Origin of the sequence: Neisseria sp. P0008.S010, from assembly GCF_051962715.1 — a bacterium.
GTDB classification, from domain to species: Bacteria; Pseudomonadota; Gammaproteobacteria; order Burkholderiales; family Neisseriaceae; genus Neisseria; species Neisseria elongata.
The window spans coordinates 25,378-41,509 of the sequence record NZ_JBQCVA010000019.1; the positions used below are offsets into that span (position 1 = coordinate 25,378).

16 protein-coding genes are annotated in these 16,132 nt (G+C 55.7%); 14 read left to right on the forward strand and 2 right to left on the reverse strand.

The window, feature by feature from the left end; all coding sequences use genetic code 11:
* Positions 1–32: 32 nt before the first annotated feature.
* A complete protein-coding gene (gene bioH, locus ACTHSL_RS06575) occupies positions 33–773 on the reverse strand; it encodes a pimeloyl-ACP methyl ester esterase BioH (RefSeq protein WP_440380801.1) in 741 nt (246 codons plus the stop codon).
* On the opposite strand from bioH, the gene ACTHSL_RS06580 reads away from it, so the two are divergent.
* The 14 genes from ACTHSL_RS06580 (at position 772) to pyrH (ending at position 15,156) form a co-directional block, all read left to right on the forward strand.
* Positions 772–1,482 (forward strand): ComF family protein, encoded by a 711-nt coding sequence (locus tag ACTHSL_RS06580; RefSeq protein ID WP_440380802.1) that lies wholly within the window; start codon positions 772–774, stop codon positions 1,480–1,482. The two genes, bioH and ACTHSL_RS06580, sit on opposite strands and share 2 nt — an antisense overlap.
* Before the next feature lie 51 nt (positions 1,483–1,533).
* Positions 1,534–1,998: a tRNA (uridine(34)/cytosine(34)/5-carboxymethylaminomethyluridine(34)-2'-O)-methyltransferase TrmL gene (gene trmL / locus ACTHSL_RS06585; protein WP_003772370.1), complete on the forward strand. Its 465-nt coding sequence runs from the start codon at positions 1,534–1,536 to the stop codon at positions 1,996–1,998.
* Positions 1,999–2,118: 120 nt separating this feature from the next.
* Positions 2,119–2,667: a septal ring lytic transglycosylase RlpA family protein gene (locus ACTHSL_RS06590; protein ID WP_428847278.1), complete on the forward strand. Its 549-nt coding sequence runs from the start codon at positions 2,119–2,121 to the stop codon at positions 2,665–2,667.
* Positions 2,668–2,954: 287 nt separating this feature from the next.
* Entirely contained in the window at positions 2,955–3,671 is a 717-nt protein-coding gene (locus ACTHSL_RS06595) for an SMI1/KNR4 family protein (RefSeq protein ID WP_440380803.1), read from the forward strand.
* Positions 3,672–3,719: 48 nt separating this feature from the next.
* Positions 3,720–4,697 carry a virulence RhuM family protein gene (locus ACTHSL_RS06600; protein WP_440380804.1) on the forward strand — a complete coding sequence of 326 codons (978 nt, stop codon included), beginning with the start codon at positions 3,720–3,722 and terminating at the stop codon, positions 4,695–4,697.
* Between the two features lie 27 nt (positions 4,698–4,724).
* Positions 4,725–5,150, forward strand: a complete 426-nt coding sequence (locus tag ACTHSL_RS06605; RefSeq protein ID WP_440380805.1) for a hypothetical protein — start codon at positions 4,725–4,727, stop codon at positions 5,148–5,150.
* A 74-nt stretch (positions 5,151–5,224) separates the two neighbouring features.
* Positions 5,225–5,461, forward strand: a complete 237-nt coding sequence (locus tag ACTHSL_RS06610; RefSeq protein ID WP_440380806.1) for a hypothetical protein — start codon at positions 5,225–5,227, stop codon at positions 5,459–5,461.
* A gap of 116 nt (positions 5,462–5,577) precedes the next feature.
* Positions 5,578–6,579, forward strand: a complete 1,002-nt coding sequence (locus tag ACTHSL_RS06615; protein ID WP_440380807.1) for a hypothetical protein — start codon at positions 5,578–5,580, stop codon at positions 6,577–6,579.
* A gap of 240 nt (positions 6,580–6,819) precedes the next feature.
* Positions 6,820–9,090, forward strand: coding sequence for a Tex family protein (locus tag ACTHSL_RS06620; protein ID WP_440380808.1), 2,271 nt, complete (start codon positions 6,820–6,822; stop codon positions 9,088–9,090).
* A gap of 145 nt (positions 9,091–9,235) precedes the next feature.
* Positions 9,236–10,312 (forward strand): Fic family protein, encoded by a 1,077-nt coding sequence (locus tag ACTHSL_RS06625; RefSeq protein ID WP_440380809.1) that lies wholly within the window; start codon positions 9,236–9,238, stop codon positions 10,310–10,312.
* Between the two features lie 100 nt (positions 10,313–10,412).
* Entirely contained in the window at positions 10,413–12,416 is a 2,004-nt protein-coding gene (locus tag ACTHSL_RS06630) for a prolyl oligopeptidase family serine peptidase (RefSeq protein ID WP_440380810.1), read from the forward strand.
* Positions 12,417–12,661: 245 nt separating this feature from the next.
* Positions 12,662–12,898 (forward strand): acyl carrier protein, encoded by a 237-nt coding sequence (acpP, locus tag ACTHSL_RS06635; protein ID WP_003772398.1) that lies wholly within the window; start codon positions 12,662–12,664, stop codon positions 12,896–12,898.
* Positions 12,899–13,038: 140 nt separating this feature from the next.
* Positions 13,039–14,286 (forward strand): beta-ketoacyl-ACP synthase II, encoded by a 1,248-nt coding sequence (fabF, locus tag ACTHSL_RS06640; protein WP_107855014.1) that lies wholly within the window; start codon positions 13,039–13,041, stop codon positions 14,284–14,286.
* A gap of 150 nt (positions 14,287–14,436) precedes the next feature.
* Positions 14,437–15,156, forward strand: a complete 720-nt coding sequence (gene pyrH / locus ACTHSL_RS06645; protein ID WP_440380811.1) for a UMP kinase — start codon at positions 14,437–14,439, stop codon at positions 15,154–15,156.
* Positions 15,157–15,248: 92 nt separating this feature from the next.
* Here the strand turns inward: pyrH and asd are convergent.
* Positions 15,249–16,132: archaetidylserine decarboxylase (gene asd, locus ACTHSL_RS06650; protein ID WP_440380812.1), on the reverse strand; the 884-nt coding region annotated here is incomplete at its 5' end.

Genomic DNA, 16,132 nt, shown 5'->3' on the forward strand with positions numbered 1-16,132 from the left:
TGATGGGGGGTTGTCAGGCCGTCTGAAAATATTCAGCCGAAGAAGCGTTTCAATAGGCCGGAAAATTCGGCGGCATGGCTGAGGAAGGGGGCGTGTGCCGCTTTTTCGATAATCTGCAATTCGGCAAACGGCAGGTGTTGTTCCAGGTATTCGCCCATGCGCGGCGGGGTGATGCTGTCTTTCCCGCCGTAAACCAGTAAGACGGGTTGGCGGATTTGGCGCAGGAAGGGGCGTGCGTCTGCAAGTGAGAGCGCGTCAAGCGCGGCCTTCAGGGCGGCGGGCGCGCCGTTTTTCACCATGTCGGGCAGGACGGAGGCGATGATTTCCTCGCCGTCCGGCGTGTTCAGCAGTTGCAGTTGCAGAAACTGGCGCATATATTTCGGGTAGTCCTGTTCGAACAGGCCAATCATTTTGTCCAATGCCGTTCGGCTCTGCCCTTGCGGGTAGTCGGATGCGGCGAGGAATTTGGCAAACGACGAGGTCAGGCACAGGCGGCGGACTTTGTGCGGATGGCGGATGGCGAGATGGAGGGCGACCAGCCCGCCGAGCGACCAGCCCACCACATCGCCGTTGTCGGGCATTTCGGCCGCCAGCGCATCGGCGGCGGCCATGATGTCGAACGTGCCATCCGAAGGCGCGTTACCGTGTCCGGGCAGGTCGGGCGTATGCACCCGCCAGGTTTCGGGCAGCAGCGGGCGGAGGCCGTCGAATATACGGCCGTTTGCCGCCCAGCCGTGTATCAGGTAAACAGAATGAGGAAGATGCTTGTTCATGAATATCCTTTCCCGATGGTTGCATTTGTGTGCGCCGGAATGCTGCTTATTATGCCACGCTTCGGCTTCAGGGGGCATATGCCGCGACTGCCTGGACGATTTGTGCCGTTCGGCCGTTGCCGGCAGCCAAAGCTGCCCGCGCTGCGGCGGCATCGGCGACGGCATTTCCCCCTGCGGCGGCTGTCAGCGCAAACCGCCGCCGTTTGAAAAATTATGGTCGTCGCTGCATTACGAACCGCCCGTCAGCGGCCTGTTGCACGAATTCAAACACCTGCGGCAGATAGCCTTGAAGCGTTTGTTGGCAGAACTGATGGCCGCCCTGCCGCCGCCCTGGCTGCACGATGCCGGTATAGACGGCATCCTCGCCGTACCGCTGAGCCGCGAGAGGTTAGTGGAACGCGGCTTCAACCAATGCGGCGAACTCGCCCGCCTGCTGTCTGTCCGATACGGCCTGCCCCTGCTGCCCGAAGATACCGTTTTCAGACGGCCTGCACCGCCGCAAAGCACACTGCCGTATGCGCGGCGGAAGAAAAATGTGGCAGGGCTGTTCCGCGTGGCGGGCGATGTTAAAAAACGCAATTTGCTGTTAATCGACGACGTTGCGACCACAAACGCAACATTGGCCGAACTTTCCCGAATGCTAAAGCAGGCGGGGGCCGGAAACCTATACTGCTGGACGCTGGCCCAGGCCAAAATGCAAAAATCTTGACGACCGCGCCGCATAGGGGCATAGTGCCTCCCGTTTTAAGTGACTGATTTTATGTTTACTGTCGTTTTATACCAGCCGGAAATCCCGCCCAATACGGGCAACATCATCCGGCTGTGCGCCAATACCGGTGCGGATTTGCACCTGGTCAAACCGCTCGGTTTCCCGCTTGATTCGAGCAAAATGAAACGTGCCGGGCTGGACTATCACGAATTCGCCAGCCTGACCGTGCATGAAAACTTCGCCGACTGCCTGTCCGCCCTTTCCGGCCGCCGCATTTTCGCGCTGACCACCAAGGGCAGCACACGTCCCGACCAAGTATCATTCCGGCCGGGCGACGTTTTCCTGTTCGGTCCGGAAACCCGCGGCCTGCCTGCCGAAATCCTCGACAGCCTTCCGGCGGGGCAAAAAATCCGCCTGCCGATGAAAGCAGGCAGCAGAAGCATGAATCTGTCGAACACCGTGGCCGTCGTCGTTTTCGAAGCGTGGCGGCAAAACGGTTTTTCAGACGGCCTATAAGCTGCCATACAGACAGGCCGTCTGAAAAACAGGCCGTAAAGGAATTTGCGGCCGCCAACCTTATCAACTCCGGAACAGGATTTAGTTTTGATTCAAACCAAACCAAACTTATTCGTCGGCCTGGTTGCCGCCTTCTCACTCAGTGCCTACGCCTCTCCCGCCGCAGACACTTCGGTTCAAGCCGCGGCCACTGCCCAACCTGATGTAGTCGTCCAAACCGAGCCGCTGCACAAAACAGCCAACCTCAGCTACAAAGTAGCCGGCAAACGATACCAGCCGACCAAAAAAATCGAAAGTTTCAGCCAAACCGGCAAGGCCTCATGGTACGGCCCCGGCTTCCACGGCAAAAAAACCTCCAGCGGCGAACGCTTCGACATGAACACCCTCTCCGCCGCACACCGCACGCTGCCCATCCCCAGCTATGCGCGCGTAACCAACCTCTCCAACGGCAAAAGCGTCGTCGTCCGCATCAACGACCGCGGCCCCTTCCACGGCAACCGCGTGATGGATGTGTCTAAAGCCGCCGCCAAAGAACTCGGCTTTATCCACACCGGCACGGCCAACGTGAAGGTCGAACAAATCCTTCCCAACGGCAAAGGGCAGAAACAGCAAAACCGCCGAGACGGTATCGTTACCAGCGTAAAACCGAAAACGCAGACCGAAATCTAAGCCGATTCCGTCTGACAATAAACAGAATTCAAACAGAGGCCGTCTGAAAAATATTTCAGACGGCCTTTTCTTTCAAATACATGCCCAAAAACATGGCAAACATCCTATACAAGCCTCCTTTGCGCATCACCATCAAAAATGCAGGCAATCGCCATGCAAGGCGGAAACGCGTTGTAATACCGTTTGCCCGCCATCCGGTTTGCCTTCAGACGGCCTGAAAGCCCTATCACGATGTGGCATAATCCGCCTTTTGCTTTTTCAGACGATCCCTAATCGCGAATTACTCTATGAATTATCTGCAAAATATCGCTACCCTCTATCACCTTGACCACCTACCCTGCGGTCTGCTCGAAGCCGAAATCATCGCTGCCGAACAACGCCTAGGCATCTGCTTCCCCGCCGTGTTGCGTGAATATCTGCTCACACTGGGCGGCAGCGAGGCAGTCAATCAGTCGTTTAACCGATTGTTGCTATTGGAAAAGATGGATTTTGACGGCGATTATCTAGTGTTGATAGAGGAATACCAAGGCGTGTTTCTGTGCGGCATTGCCAGAGCCGATTTGGCGCAAGACAACCCGCCCGTCCATATCGGCTTTTACACCGATGAAACCGAAAGCTACAAATGGCAGCCGCACCTGCCCGATACCCGCACCCTACTGCTGGAATTGGCTTACACCAACGCCGCCATGGGCGGTCTGTACTACTGCGCCAACATCATGGACGAAGAATCAGCCGATACCCAAGCCGTGCAGTTTATCCAACAAAACCGCACCGAAATCATAGAACTCCGTCAAGAGAATCAACGCTTCTACACCGACGGCTTTCACGAAATCATCCTGCTTTGCTTCGCAAAAAACGGCAACACAAGCGGCGTATTTATCGGCACCGCCGACCAAGACCGCTTCGATACGCTGCTCGAACTGTTCGGCTGGGACAGTTGGCTCTACACTTCTTATGACGAAGAAGATGAAGATGAAGATGACGAAGAATGTGATGAGGAATAAACCGGCAATATTTTTCAGACGACCTTTACCTGCAAACGGGGAAAACCCATGTCCGACATCCTGATTTACCAAACTGAAGATGGCCGCACCCAAGTAAACCTGCTGGTGCAGGAACACACCGTTTGGCTCAATCAAAGCCAACTTGCCGAACTTTTTGACACCTCCGTGCCAAACATCGCAACGCATATCAAAAATATATTGGAAGACAAAGAGTTGGTTGAGGATTCAGTTATTAAGGATTTCTTAATAACTGCCGCAGACGGCAAGCAATACCAAGTCAAACATTATGCTTTGGAAATGATTTTGGCGATCGGCTTCCGAGTACGCAGCAAACGCGGCGTGCAGTTCCGTCGTTGGGCTAACGAGATTTTGACGGGCTATTTGGAAAAAGGCTTCGTGCTGGACGACAAACGCCTGAAAAATCCCAACGGACGCGTGGATTACTTTGACGAACTGCTGGAAAGAATCCGCGACATCCGCGCCAGCGAAATGCGGTTTTATCAAAAGGTGCGCGAACTGTTCAAACTCTCTGCCGACTACGACCCCACCGACAAAGCCACACAGATGTTTTTCGCCCAAGCGCAAAACAAATTGATTTACGCCGTAACGCAGCAAACCGCCGCCGAACTCGTCTGCAACCGTGCCGACGGCAACGCCCCCAATATGGGGTTGACATCATGGAGCGGCGAACGCGTGCGCAAAGCCGATATCGTCATTGCCAAAAATTACCTGACCGCCGACGAAATCGACACGCTCAACCGCCTGACCGTCATCTTTCTGGAAAGTGCGGAACTACGCGCCAAAAACCGGCAAGGCCTGACGCTTGCGTTTTGGCAAAGCCGCATAGACAGCATCATCGCCGACAACGGCTTCGCCGTATTGGAAGGCAAAGGCACGCGCAGCCACAAGCAAATGGAAGCGTTTGCCGGTGAACAATACGGGCTGTTCAGGAAAAACCGTTTGGCACACATGGCGCAGCAGGCGGAAGTGGAAGATATTGCCGAACTGGAAGCGTTGAAACGATAGTTTCAGGCCGTCTGAAAGGAAAATACCATGCAAAATTTTTTGTCCGGATTGCTGAACAAATTGGGTTTCGTGTCATCAAGCCAAGCCGAAAGCCAAGCTGCAAACCAAACTGCGATGCCCGACATCCACACACAGCCCGACCGGCCGCTGTCATTCGGTTTCAAAACCAATTGGCTGGCGGTCAAATCCAATTCGCCCGAAGCCGTATTGGAAAAGCTGCCGTTGCAGAATATACGGCCGGCCAACTGGCAAAGCAGTTTTCAAATCATAGAAGCGGCGGACTATCAAAGCAGCCTGCAGCCCGTTTTCGTATCGCCCTGCATTCGCGGCTGGGTGTTCGTTGCCAGCCATCTGGCTCTGCCGTGCCTCCATCCGGAACGCCCGTTCAATATGCTGACAAAGCCGTTATTAGACCGATCAAAGAAGTACAATATTTCGGTTCTTACCGTGTAACGGATTATCTGGCATGGGCAAAAGCGGAGGATGGAAAATGGATACGGCGTTTTGAAACTTCCGACAGCTGTATCTTGGAAAACTTCGGAGGGCAAACCGCCGCCGAAAAATCCTTAAACCTTATATCTGTCGAATCCGAAGAAGAATTTGAACAAGAAGGCGTATTTGAAAAATGGATAGCCGCGCAAGATGAAGAAACGCCCGCCCAACTGGCGGGTTTGTGGAGCATCAATACTCTAGAATTGGAAAATATGGATTTGCCACCTTCTACCGGCTATCTGGGCTATTTTGAGAAACGGATGAACCTGTAATCTTGCAGGCTGCCTGAAGGCCTTGCCAAACCATTCCCCTTCCAATCCATAAATAACCCCAAATACATCGCCCCCTACCGTCAGCCGATATTACCGCCGCCGAAAGACTACCCTAAATGACTGCCACCCCAAGTGCCTTAACCGAATTCATCCAACAAAACTGGACAGAACAACTGCCCGTTATCAACGGCATCCTGTTTGCCGACGGCACATTGCTGGAATGGGAAACAGACTGCCTTGATGCCGATACCGATTGGCTGCCCGTGCGGCGCACCATACTGGCCGAGCCTGATGATTTGAAATGGTGGGTAACAACCGAATTATCACCCATGACTTGGGCAATGAACGGTTATCGGCTGATGAAGCTTGATAGCGAAATGGGCAGCTTCGCCGTCTCTGCAACCGGCGGGAAAATCAACTGGATACTGCATTTTTCCCTGTTTCATGCCAATGAATTTGAAATAATGCACAATATGCTGCATTACCACGATACATGGCTCACTAATCAGAAACTGGTGATTCCGCCGGACAAAATCACGCTATCGCATGATTTCCAAGAAATGAAAATCCCTATCCGCTTCAAACCTAATCCCAAACTTACCGTTCAGAAAACCGAAAAATCATCACGCTACCCGCTCGCCGCCCCGCTGCCCAGGCAAAACACGCACAATCTGATACTGGATTGCTGCCGCGATATTCCGTTTTATACCGACATGGGCAGAATGATGTCCATCCTTGGCTGGGATACTTGCCGTGATTATGATTGGCTGATTACGGATATTGAAGGCGGTTGGGAAGCAGCCTTGCCCGACCCCTGCCGGCTGACAGGCGCACAGTTGGAGCAGATATTGCGGCGCCACCCAAACGAGCAATACATTTGGGGGGTATTTTCCGCCTTCGCACCCAATACTGCGGCATTGCAGATTGATTCGCACCCCCTGCCCAGCGCGGAAAGCCCTGATTTTTGGCAGGACCATGCCAAGCCGCAGCATCCACAGGCATTGTTTGAAATCGTCTGCTGGGACAGCACCTACACGCTATTTATCGGGCTGCCCGATAAGTTGGCACAACGGCTGGTAGCCGCCTTTCCCGATTGCCGCCGCCTGAAAAAGCTTTAAATGCCATTCAATCCAATCAATCCTGCCCAATGAAACAATACAGAATAACCCGCCGATATTTTCAACTTCGCAGAAACGCGGCCTTAGCTTTGCCAAGACATCGTTTTAGCTAACGCAGAAACTCAGCCTTGGCTTTGCCAAGACATCGTTTTAGCTAACGCAGAAACTCAGCCTTGGCTTTGCCAAGACATCGTTTTCAGGTAGCCTCAAAAGCAGCCTGCACCCATCCAAAGGACCCCTATGAACATCACCCAAATCCTCTCTCAAGAACTCTCCGCCACTGCCGCGCAAATCACCGCCGCCGTCGAGCTTTTGGACGACGGCGCGACCGTGCCGTTTATCGCCCGCTACCGCAAGGAAGCCACGGGCGGGCTGGACGATACGCAGTTGCGCCAGCTTGCCGAGCGGCTGCAATACCTGCGCGAGTTGGAAGAGCGCAAAGCCGTTGTTTTAAAGAGCATTGAAGAGCAAGGCAAGCTCACGCCCGAATTGCAGGCTGCCATCGAAGCCGCTGATAACAAAACCGCACTGGAAGACCTGTATCTGCCCTACAAGCCCAAACGCCGCACCAAAGCGCAAATCGCGCGCGAACACGGTTTGCAGCCGCTGGCGGACATGTTGCTTGCCGAGCAGCCGCAGGATGTTGAAGCCGCCGCGCAAGGCTACCTGAACGAAAACGTCCCCGACACCAAAGCCGCGCTGGACGGCGCGCGTGCAATTCTGATGGAGCAGTTTGCCGAAGATGCGGAACTCATCGGCACACTGCGCGACAAGCTGTGGAACGAAGCCGAAATTCACGCGCAAGTCGTTGAAGGCAAAGAAACCGAAGGCGAAAAATTCAGCGATTATTTCGACCACCGCGAACCCGTCCGCGCCATGCCCAGCCACCGCGCGCTGGCGGTTTTGCGCGGCCGCAACGAAGGCGTGTTAAACATCGCGCTCAAATACCAGCCCGACGACACGCCGATTACGCAGCAAAGCGAATACGAGCAAATCATCGCCCGCCGTTTCAAGGTTTCAGACGGCCACAAATGGCTGCGCGACACCGTGCGCCTGACTTGGCGCGCGAAAATCTTTTTATCGCTGGAACTCGAAACCTTAGGCCGTCTGAAAGAAGCCGCCGACACCGACGCGATTACCGTGTTCGCCCGCAATCTCAAAGACTTGCTGCTCACCGCGCCCGCCGGACGGCTGACCACTTTGGGTCTCGACCCAGGCTACCGAAACGGCGTGAAATGCGCCGTGGTGGACGACACGGGCAAGCTGCTGGATACCGTTATCGTCTATTTACATCAAGAAAACAATATGTTGGCAACGCTTTCGCGCCTGATTAAGCAGCACGGCGTGAAGCTCATCGCCATCGGCAACGGCACCGCCAGCCGCGAAACCGACAAAATCGCGGGCGAACTGGTGCGCGGAATGCCGGAAATGGGGCTGCACAAAATCGTCGTTTCCGAAGCCGGCGCGTCGATTTATTCCGCATCCGAACTGGCGGCGCGCGAGTTCCCCGACTTGGACGTTTCCCTGCGCGGCGCAGTGTCTATCGCCCGCAGGCTGCAAGACCCGCTTGCCGAGTTGGTCAAAATCGACCCCAAATCTATCGGCGTGGGCCAGTATCAGCACGACGTGAACCAAAGCCAGCTCGCCAAATCGCTAGACGCGGTGGTCGAAGACTGCGTGAACGCCGTCGGCGTGGACGTGAACACCGCCTCCGCCCCACTCTTGGCGCGGATTTCCGGTTTAAATCAAACCCTTGCCCAAAACATCGTCGCCTACCGCGATGAAAACGGCGCGTTCGACAGCCGCAAAAAATTGCTGAAAGTACCGCGTTTGGGCGAAAAAACCTTCGAGCAGGCGGCAGGCTTTTTGCGAATTAACGGCGGCAAAGAACCGCTGGACGCGAGTGCCGTCCACCCCGAAGCCTATCCCGTCGTCGCCAAAATGCTGGCGCAACAAGGCATTACCGCCACCGAACTCATCGGCAACCGCGAGCGCGTGAAGCAAATCAAAGCATCCGACTTCACCGACGAACGCTTCGGCCTGCCGACCATTCTGGACATCCTGTCCGAGCTGGAAAAACCTGGCCGCGACCCGCGCGGCGAGTTTCAGACGGCCTCCTTCGCCGAAGGCATCCACGAAATCAGCGACTTGCAAGTCGGCATGATACTCGAAGGCGTGGTCTCCAACGTCGCCAACTTCGGCGCATTCGTGGACATCGGCGTCCATCAGGACGGCTTGGTGCACATCTCCGCCCTGTCCAATAAATTTGTCCAAGACCCGCGCGAAGTCGTGAAAGCCGGCGACGTGGTGAAAGTGAAAGTGCTGGAAGTCGATGCCGCCAGAAAACGCATCGCGCTGACCATGCGGCTGGATGACGAAGCGGGCGCAACCAAAGGCAACAGGCCGTCTGAAAGCAAACACTCCGAACGCCGCGACCGCAAACCCCAACGCAACGACCGCGCCCCGACCAATTCGGCGATGGCGGATGCGTTTGCGAAGTTGAAGCGGTAACAGTAGTCTGAAGTGCTATTTAAATTAAAACCGTTTTGAAACAAATAAATAAAATTAAATTGTAAAAAAAATCCCGTTTTTTTATCATATCGAAGCGATATAGCAAAAAAACGGGATTTTTTTATCATTTAACCGAAACCCTAAAATGTACTCGATCGAACAATTCCCTCCCGAAATAGATTTCGAAACGGTCGCCGTCTTGAAAAAACTGGCTTCCACCTATCGTTATCTGGCCGAATTAAAAGGCATCTGCCGCAGTATTCCCAACCAAGGCATTCTGATTAACACGCTGTCTTTGCAGGAAGCCAAAGACAGTTCCGAAATCGAAAATATCATTACCACCCATGACGAACTGTTCCGCGCAGGAATATCAGCAAGCCCGTCTAGTCCTGCCATCAAAGAAGTGCAGAATTATGCTTCAGCACTGCATTGCGGCTTCGGCCTTATCCAAAAACACGGAATGCTGACCAACAATCATATTTTGACGATACAGGCCGAGTTGGAAAAGAACCGTGCCGGATTCCGCAAACAGTCGGGGACGATGCTGAAAAACGACCGTACCGGCGAAACCGTCTATACTCCGCCGCAACATATGGACGACATCATTCGCCTGATGAGCAGATTGGAAGCATTTATCAACGACAACAACACAGAAAAACCTATCGACCCGCTTATCCGCATGGCGCTGCTCCACCATCAGTTTGAAAGTATCCACCCGTTTTACGACGGCAACGGCAGAACAGGCAGGATTATCAATGTGCTGTATCTGGTTTTAACCGGATTGCTGGATATTCCCGTCTTATACCTCAGCCGCTATCTGGTGCGGAACAAAAGCGAATATTACCGCCTGCTGCAACACGTACGCGATACGGGTGAATGGGAAGGTTGGCTGTTGTATATGCTGGAAGCCGTGGAACAAACCGCCAAGGACGGCATCGATACCGTACAACACATCCATCGGGCGATGCTGGACTACAAACACCGCATCAGGCAAAACTTCAGCTTCTACAGCCAAGACCTGATTAACCACCTGTTCAATCATCCCTACACAAAAATCGATTTCCTGATGAAAACGCTGAACGTTTCCCGCCCCAGTGCCGCCAAATATCTGGACGAACTGACGGAAGGCGGATTCCTGCACAAAGAAAAGATAGGCAGAAGCAACTACTATATCAATATCGCTTTAATGAAGATTCTGCTGCCGCAGGAAACAGCCCGTTAACGTTATCGAGGCCGTCTGAAAACCGTTTTCAGACGGCCTCTAATCCGACCGGATAAACATTTGCCGCTATAATCCCGCTTTTTTCAGACGGCCTTCCACCATGCACGACCCTTACGCCCGCTTTCATGATTTAAACGACCCCGAAACCCGCCGCTTTGCCGCCGAAGCGCATGCCGAAACACTAGCGCAGTTTGCCGGCTCGGTCGAATTTTCCGCCCTGCGGGACGATATTTTCGCCCAATTGCAGGACGAGAGGCAGATTCCTTTTTGTCAGGAACACCGCGCCCGCATGTACCATTTCCATCAAAGCGAGGAATTTCCCAAAGGCGTGTACCGCTTCTGTTCGGCCGCGTCTTACCGTGCGGGGATGCCCGATTGGGAAATCCTGTTTTCCGTGGCCGATTTCGATGAAATTTTGGGCGACGACGTGTATTTGGACGGCGTGTCGCACTATGTCGAACAGCCCCTGCAAGCCCTGCTGACGCTGAGTGCGGCAGGCGGCGACGCGGCATATACCGTCGAATTCGATTTGGCCAACCGCCGCATCGTCGCAGGCGGCTTTCATTTTCCCGCAGGCAAAAACCACATCGCCTGGCGCGACGCGGACAGTGTGTGGGTCTGCCCCGCGTGGGACGAACGCCAGCTCACCGCGTCGGGTTATCCGCGCGAAGTGTGGCTGTTGCGGCGCGGACAGGAATTTTCAGACGGCCTGCCGGTTTTCCGCATGGAGGAAGACGGCGTGATGGTGCAGGCCTGGCGTTATCTCGACGGACTCGGTTCGCCCGTCGATTTAATCGAAGCGGCCACGGGTTTTTTTACCAAAACCTATTATCAAGTCTTTTCAGACGGCCGCACCGCCGCACTCAAACTGCCGCCCGATTGCGAAATCGCCGGCTACATCGCCGGACAGCTTTTAATCAAACTTGTGCAGCCGTGGCATCGTGCCAATAAAAGCTACCCCGCCGGCGCGCTTGTGGCGGTCAAACTCAACAAAGGCGAACTGGGCGAGGCCGCCTTGCTGCTCGCCCCCGACGACGCGCAGGCGGTAGAAAGCGTGGAAACCACCAAACGCTTTATCGCCGTTTCCCTGCTCGATAATGTCAAAGGCCGTCTGAAAGCATGGAAATGGACGGGCAAAACATGGCAGGAACAAACCCTGCCCGAACTGCCGCAAGGCGCGCTGGAACTGACCGACCAGCCGTGGGGCGGCGACTTGCTCTACATCGCCGCAAGCGACTTCACCACCCCGCTGACCCTGTACGCACTCGACTTGCAGGTAAACGAACTGAGCGTCCTGCGCCGCCAGCCCAAACAATTCGACGCAGACGGCATCGCCGTACGGCAACTTTGGGCGCGTTCGGCAGACGGCACGCAAATACCGTATTTCCACGTCGGCAAAAACAGCGGTGCCGACACCCCTACGCTTGTTTACGCCTACGGCGGCTTCGACGTGGCCGAACTGCCGCACTATCTGGGCAACATCGGCCGCCATTGGCTGGCGCAAGGCAACACCTTCGTCTTGGCCAACATACGCGGCGGCGGCGAATACAAGGGCTGGCACACTGCCGCCCAGCGCGAACACAAACACCGCAGCGTGGACGACCTGCTGGCCGTCGTGCGCGACTTGGCCGAACGCGGCCTGAGTTCCCCGCCGCACATCGCCATACAGGGCGGCAGCAACGGCGGCCTGATAACCGCGTCCGCCTTTGTGCGCGAACCGCAGGCCTTCGGCGCGCTTGTGTGCGAAGTCCCCCTGACCGACATGCTGGCTTATACGCAACTCTCCGCCGGCGCAAGCTGGATAGAGGAATACGGCGACCCGAACGACACCGAAATGCGCCCGCACCTGGAAAGGCTTTCCCCCTATCACAACCTTTCAGACGGCCTAAACCACCCGCCAGCACTCATTACCACCAACCTGTCCGACGACCGCGTACACCCCGCCCACGCCTTGAAGTTTTACGCCAAACTGCGCGGCATCTCGCCTAAATCCCGGCTCTACGCCCCCGACTGCGGCGGCCATACCGGCAACGGCACACAGGAAGAAGCGTCGGAAGAATTGGCACTGGTGTTGCGGTTTTTAAACGAGACCGTGTGCAACTAATCGGGCGCGCACAGCTGCGGTGCAGAATAAGCCTTGGAAAAAACAGCGGAAAACGCCCTTGTCGGCAAAATCCGGCCTATGCTAATATGCCCGCGTTTCGCACCTGCGGCGGCCGCCTCCGAAGGCCGTCTGAAAGGCAAACATATCATTAGATGGAAAACTCTAAATCAATCGGGTACAATGCCACCGTTTTGAGTTTTCACATTAACCACCGCCGCAAGGCTTTAAATTAAGGACGAAAGAATATGTCAAACATTGAACAACAAGTGAAGAAAATCGTTGCTGAGCAACTGGGTGTCAGCGAAGCCGACGTGAAAAACGAATCTTCCTTCCAAGACGACCTGGGCGCAGACTCTCTGGATACCGTAGAACTGGTTATGGCTTTGGAAGAAGCCTTCGGTTGCGAAATTCCTGACGAAGAAGCCGAAAAAATCACTACCGTTCAATTGGCCATCGACTACGTGAACGCTCACCAAGGTTAAGCACGGCCTTTGCCCTATTCCGGCCTCTGCGCGCGGGCTTGCCTGCACACAGGGGTCGTTTCTCATTAACAGCGGCTCGGAACAAACCGCCCCCGCAAGCGCGTTCCGGCTTCCGAATCCCATTTTACAGCGAGCAGACTATGAGTCAGAGAAGAGTAGTCATCACCGGCCTCGGACAAGTTTCCCCGGTCGGCAACGACGTACAAACCGCTTGGAATAACCTATTGTCCGGCAAAAGCGGCATCGGCCTCATCACCCGTTTCGACGCATCCGACATCAACAGCCAAATCGCCGGCGAAGTGCGCGATTTCGACATCGGCCAATACATCAGCGGCAAAGAAGCCCGCCGCATGGACGTGTTCATCCACTACGGCATCGCCGCCGCACTGCAAGCCATCAGCGATTCCGGCTTGGACGACGCGGAAAACCTCGACAAAGACCGTGTCGGCGTGAACATCGGCTCGGGCATCGGCGGCCTGCCCAGCATCGAAGCCACCGGAAAAACCGTACTCGAAGGCGGCGCGCGCAGAATCAACCCCTTCTTTATTCCCGGTTCGCTGATTAACCTGATTTCCGGCCACGTAACCATCCTCAAAGGCTACCGTGGCCCCAGCTACGGCATGGTTTCCGCCTGTACCACCGGCGCACACTCCATCGGCGACTCCGCCCGACTGATTAAATACGGCGACGCGGACGTGATGATTGCCGGCGGTGCTGAAGGCGCCATCAGTACTTTGGGCGTGGGCGGCTTTGCTGCGATGAAAGCCCTTTCCACCCGCAACGACGACCCCGCCACCGCTTCCCGTCCGTGGGACAAAGGCCGCGACGGCTTCGTTATCGGCGAAGGCGCGGGTGTGCTGGTGTTGGAAGAATTGGAACACGCCAAAAAACGCGGTGCGAAAATCTACGCCGAAATCGTCGGCTTTGGCATGAGTTCCGATGCTTACCACATCACCGCTCCAAACGAAGAAGGCCCTGCGTTGGCAGTTACCCGTGCGTTGAAAGATGCCGGATTGAATCCCGAAGACGTCGATTACGTCAACGCGCACGGCACCTCCACTCCGCTGGGCGATGCCAACGAAACCAAAGCGCTCAAACTTGCGTTGGGCGATCATGCCCGCAAAGTCATCGTCAATTCCACCAAATCCATGACCGGCCACTTGCTCGGCGCGGCGGGCGGCGTGGAAGCAGTGTACAGCGTGTTGGCGGTACACGAGCAAAAATCCCCGCCGACCATCAACATCTTCGAACAAGACATCGAAGCAGGCTGCGATTTGGACTACTGCGCCAACGAAGCGCGCGACGCGAAAATCGACGTTGCCATCTCCAACTCCTTCGGCTTCGGCGGCACCAACGGCACGCTGGTGTTCAAGAAATTCTCCGGCTAAACGTTCCGTCGGGATGACAAGAGGCCGTCTGAAAGCTGCTTTATCGTGTAAAGCCTGCTTTCAGACGGCCTTACCTGTTTATAAAGCCGGGGTTTAGCGCGTATAATGCGCGCCGTTTATCCACGTTCTCCCAGCCGAAAGGAATCCCACATGACCCCGCAAACCAAATACAAACGAATCCTGTTGAAACTGTCCGGCGAAGCCCTGATGGGCAATGATGCCTTCGGTATCAACCGCGAAACCATCATGCAGATTGTCGGCCAGGTAAAAGAAATCGTCGAACTCGGCGTACAGGTCGGCATCGTCATCGGCGGCGGCAACATCTTCCGCGGCGTTTCCACGCAGGCCGACAACATGGACCGTGCGACGGCCGACTATATGGGCATGATGGCCACCGTCATGAATGCCTTGGCTTTGAAAGACGCATTCGAATCCGCCGGCGTGAAAGCCCGCGTCCAATCCGCACTGCCTATGCAGCAGATTGCCGAAACCTACGCCCGTCCGAAAGCCATCCAGTATCTGAGAGAAGGCAAAGTCGTGATTTTCGCCGGCGGTACCGGCAATCCCTTCTTCACCACCGACACCGCCGCCTCGCTGCGCGGCGCGGAAATGAACTGCGACGTGATGTTGAAGGCCACCAATGTCGATGGCGTGTACACTGCCGACCCGAAAAAAGACCCGTCCGCCGTCCGCTATGAAACCATCACTTTCGACGAGGCTTTGAGCAAACGACTGAAAGTCATGGATGCCACCGCCTTCGCCCTGTGCCGCGAACGCCAGCTCAACATCGTCGTGTTCGGCATCGCCAAAGAAGGCGCGCTCAAACGCGTGGTTTGCGGTGAAAACGAAGGTACGCTGGTTCACTGCTGATGCGGTCTGCCGTATAGGAAACAGCATAAAAGGCCGTCTGAAAACCTGAAAATCGGTTTTCAGACGGCCTTTCTGTATTTCAATGCGGCGTGTTAGGACAGCCGTTGCGCCATGGTTTCGCCCATCCGCGTTTCCACGCCTGCTTGCAGGCGTTCGTTTAAGCGGACGCTGCCGTGCGGGAAAAGGTTGATGACGGTGGAGCCGAGGCGGAATGCGCCCATTTCTTCGCCTTTGCGCAGGACGACCGCGCCGTCGCCCGATTCGGGATAGTCCCATTGGCGCACGGCGGCGGTGCGCGGCGGATTGACGACGCCCGCCCACACCGTACTGATGCTGGCGGTTACGGTGGCGCCGACCAAAATCTGCACCATGCTGCCGAATTCTGTATCAAAGAGGCAGATGAGGCGTTCGTTGCGGGCAAACAGGTTGGGGACGTGTTCGGCTAGGAAGGGATTGACGGAAAACAGTTCGCCCGGCACATAAATCATGCGGCGCAAAGTGCCGTCGCAGGGCATGTGGACGCGGTGGTAGTCGCGCGGGGAAAGGTAGGTGGTGAGGAAGAGGCCGTCTGAAAAACGTGCGGCCAGTCCTTCGTCGCCTGCCAGCAGTTCGGCGGCGGTAAAGCTGTGGCCTTTGGCCTGCAACAGTCGTCCGTGTTCAATGGTGCCGCATTCGCTCACGCGGCCGTCGGCGGGCAGGCAGAGGTTTTGCCCGTCGCCGTCTATCGGCCTTGCGCCGTCCTTCAGCGGGCGGATGAAGAATTCGTTGAAACTGGCGTAATCGGCGGGATTGCTGCGGGCCGCTTCGTCGAGGTTGATGCGGTAGCGGGCGGCAAAGGCGCGGATGATGAAGGTGGTCAATACGCCCCAGCGGCGTTCGGCCAGCCAGCCTGCGGCACGGGTAACGGCCAGTTGGGGCAGCAGGTAGTGCAGGGCGATTTGCAGGCGTTGGCGGTAGTTCGGGGCGGGATAGGGGC

Excerpts from the sequence above, each read along its gene's own strand:
- ACTHSL_RS06580 (WP_440380802.1), top strand. The coding sequence starts at position 772 with ATGAATATCCTTTCCCGATGGTTGCATTTGTGTGCGCCGGAATGCTGC.
- bioH (WP_440380801.1), bottom strand. The coding sequence starts at position 773 with ATGAACAAGCATCTTCCTCATTCTGTTTACCTGATACACGGCTGGGCG.
- trmL (WP_003772370.1), top strand. The coding sequence starts at position 1,534 with ATGTTTACTGTCGTTTTATACCAGCCGGAAATCCCGCCCAATACGGGC.
- ACTHSL_RS06595 (WP_440380803.1), top strand. The coding sequence starts at position 2,955 with ATGAATTATCTGCAAAATATCGCTACCCTCTATCACCTTGACCACCTA.
- ACTHSL_RS06600 (WP_440380804.1), top strand. The coding sequence starts at position 3,720 with ATGTCCGACATCCTGATTTACCAAACTGAAGATGGCCGCACCCAAGTA.
- ACTHSL_RS06605 (WP_440380805.1), top strand. The coding sequence starts at position 4,725 with ATGCAAAATTTTTTGTCCGGATTGCTGAACAAATTGGGTTTCGTGTCA.
- ACTHSL_RS06615 (WP_440380807.1), top strand. The coding sequence starts at position 5,578 with ATGACTGCCACCCCAAGTGCCTTAACCGAATTCATCCAACAAAACTGG.
- ACTHSL_RS06620 (WP_440380808.1), top strand. The coding sequence starts at position 6,820 with ATGAACATCACCCAAATCCTCTCTCAAGAACTCTCCGCCACTGCCGCG.
- ACTHSL_RS06625 (WP_440380809.1), top strand. The coding sequence starts at position 9,236 with ATGTACTCGATCGAACAATTCCCTCCCGAAATAGATTTCGAAACGGTC.
- ACTHSL_RS06630 (WP_440380810.1), top strand. The coding sequence starts at position 10,413 with ATGCACGACCCTTACGCCCGCTTTCATGATTTAAACGACCCCGAAACC.
- acpP (WP_003772398.1), top strand. The coding sequence starts at position 12,662 with ATGTCAAACATTGAACAACAAGTGAAGAAAATCGTTGCTGAGCAACTG.
- fabF (WP_107855014.1), top strand. The coding sequence starts at position 13,039 with ATGAGTCAGAGAAGAGTAGTCATCACCGGCCTCGGACAAGTTTCCCCG.
- pyrH (WP_440380811.1), top strand. The coding sequence starts at position 14,437 with ATGACCCCGCAAACCAAATACAAACGAATCCTGTTGAAACTGTCCGGC.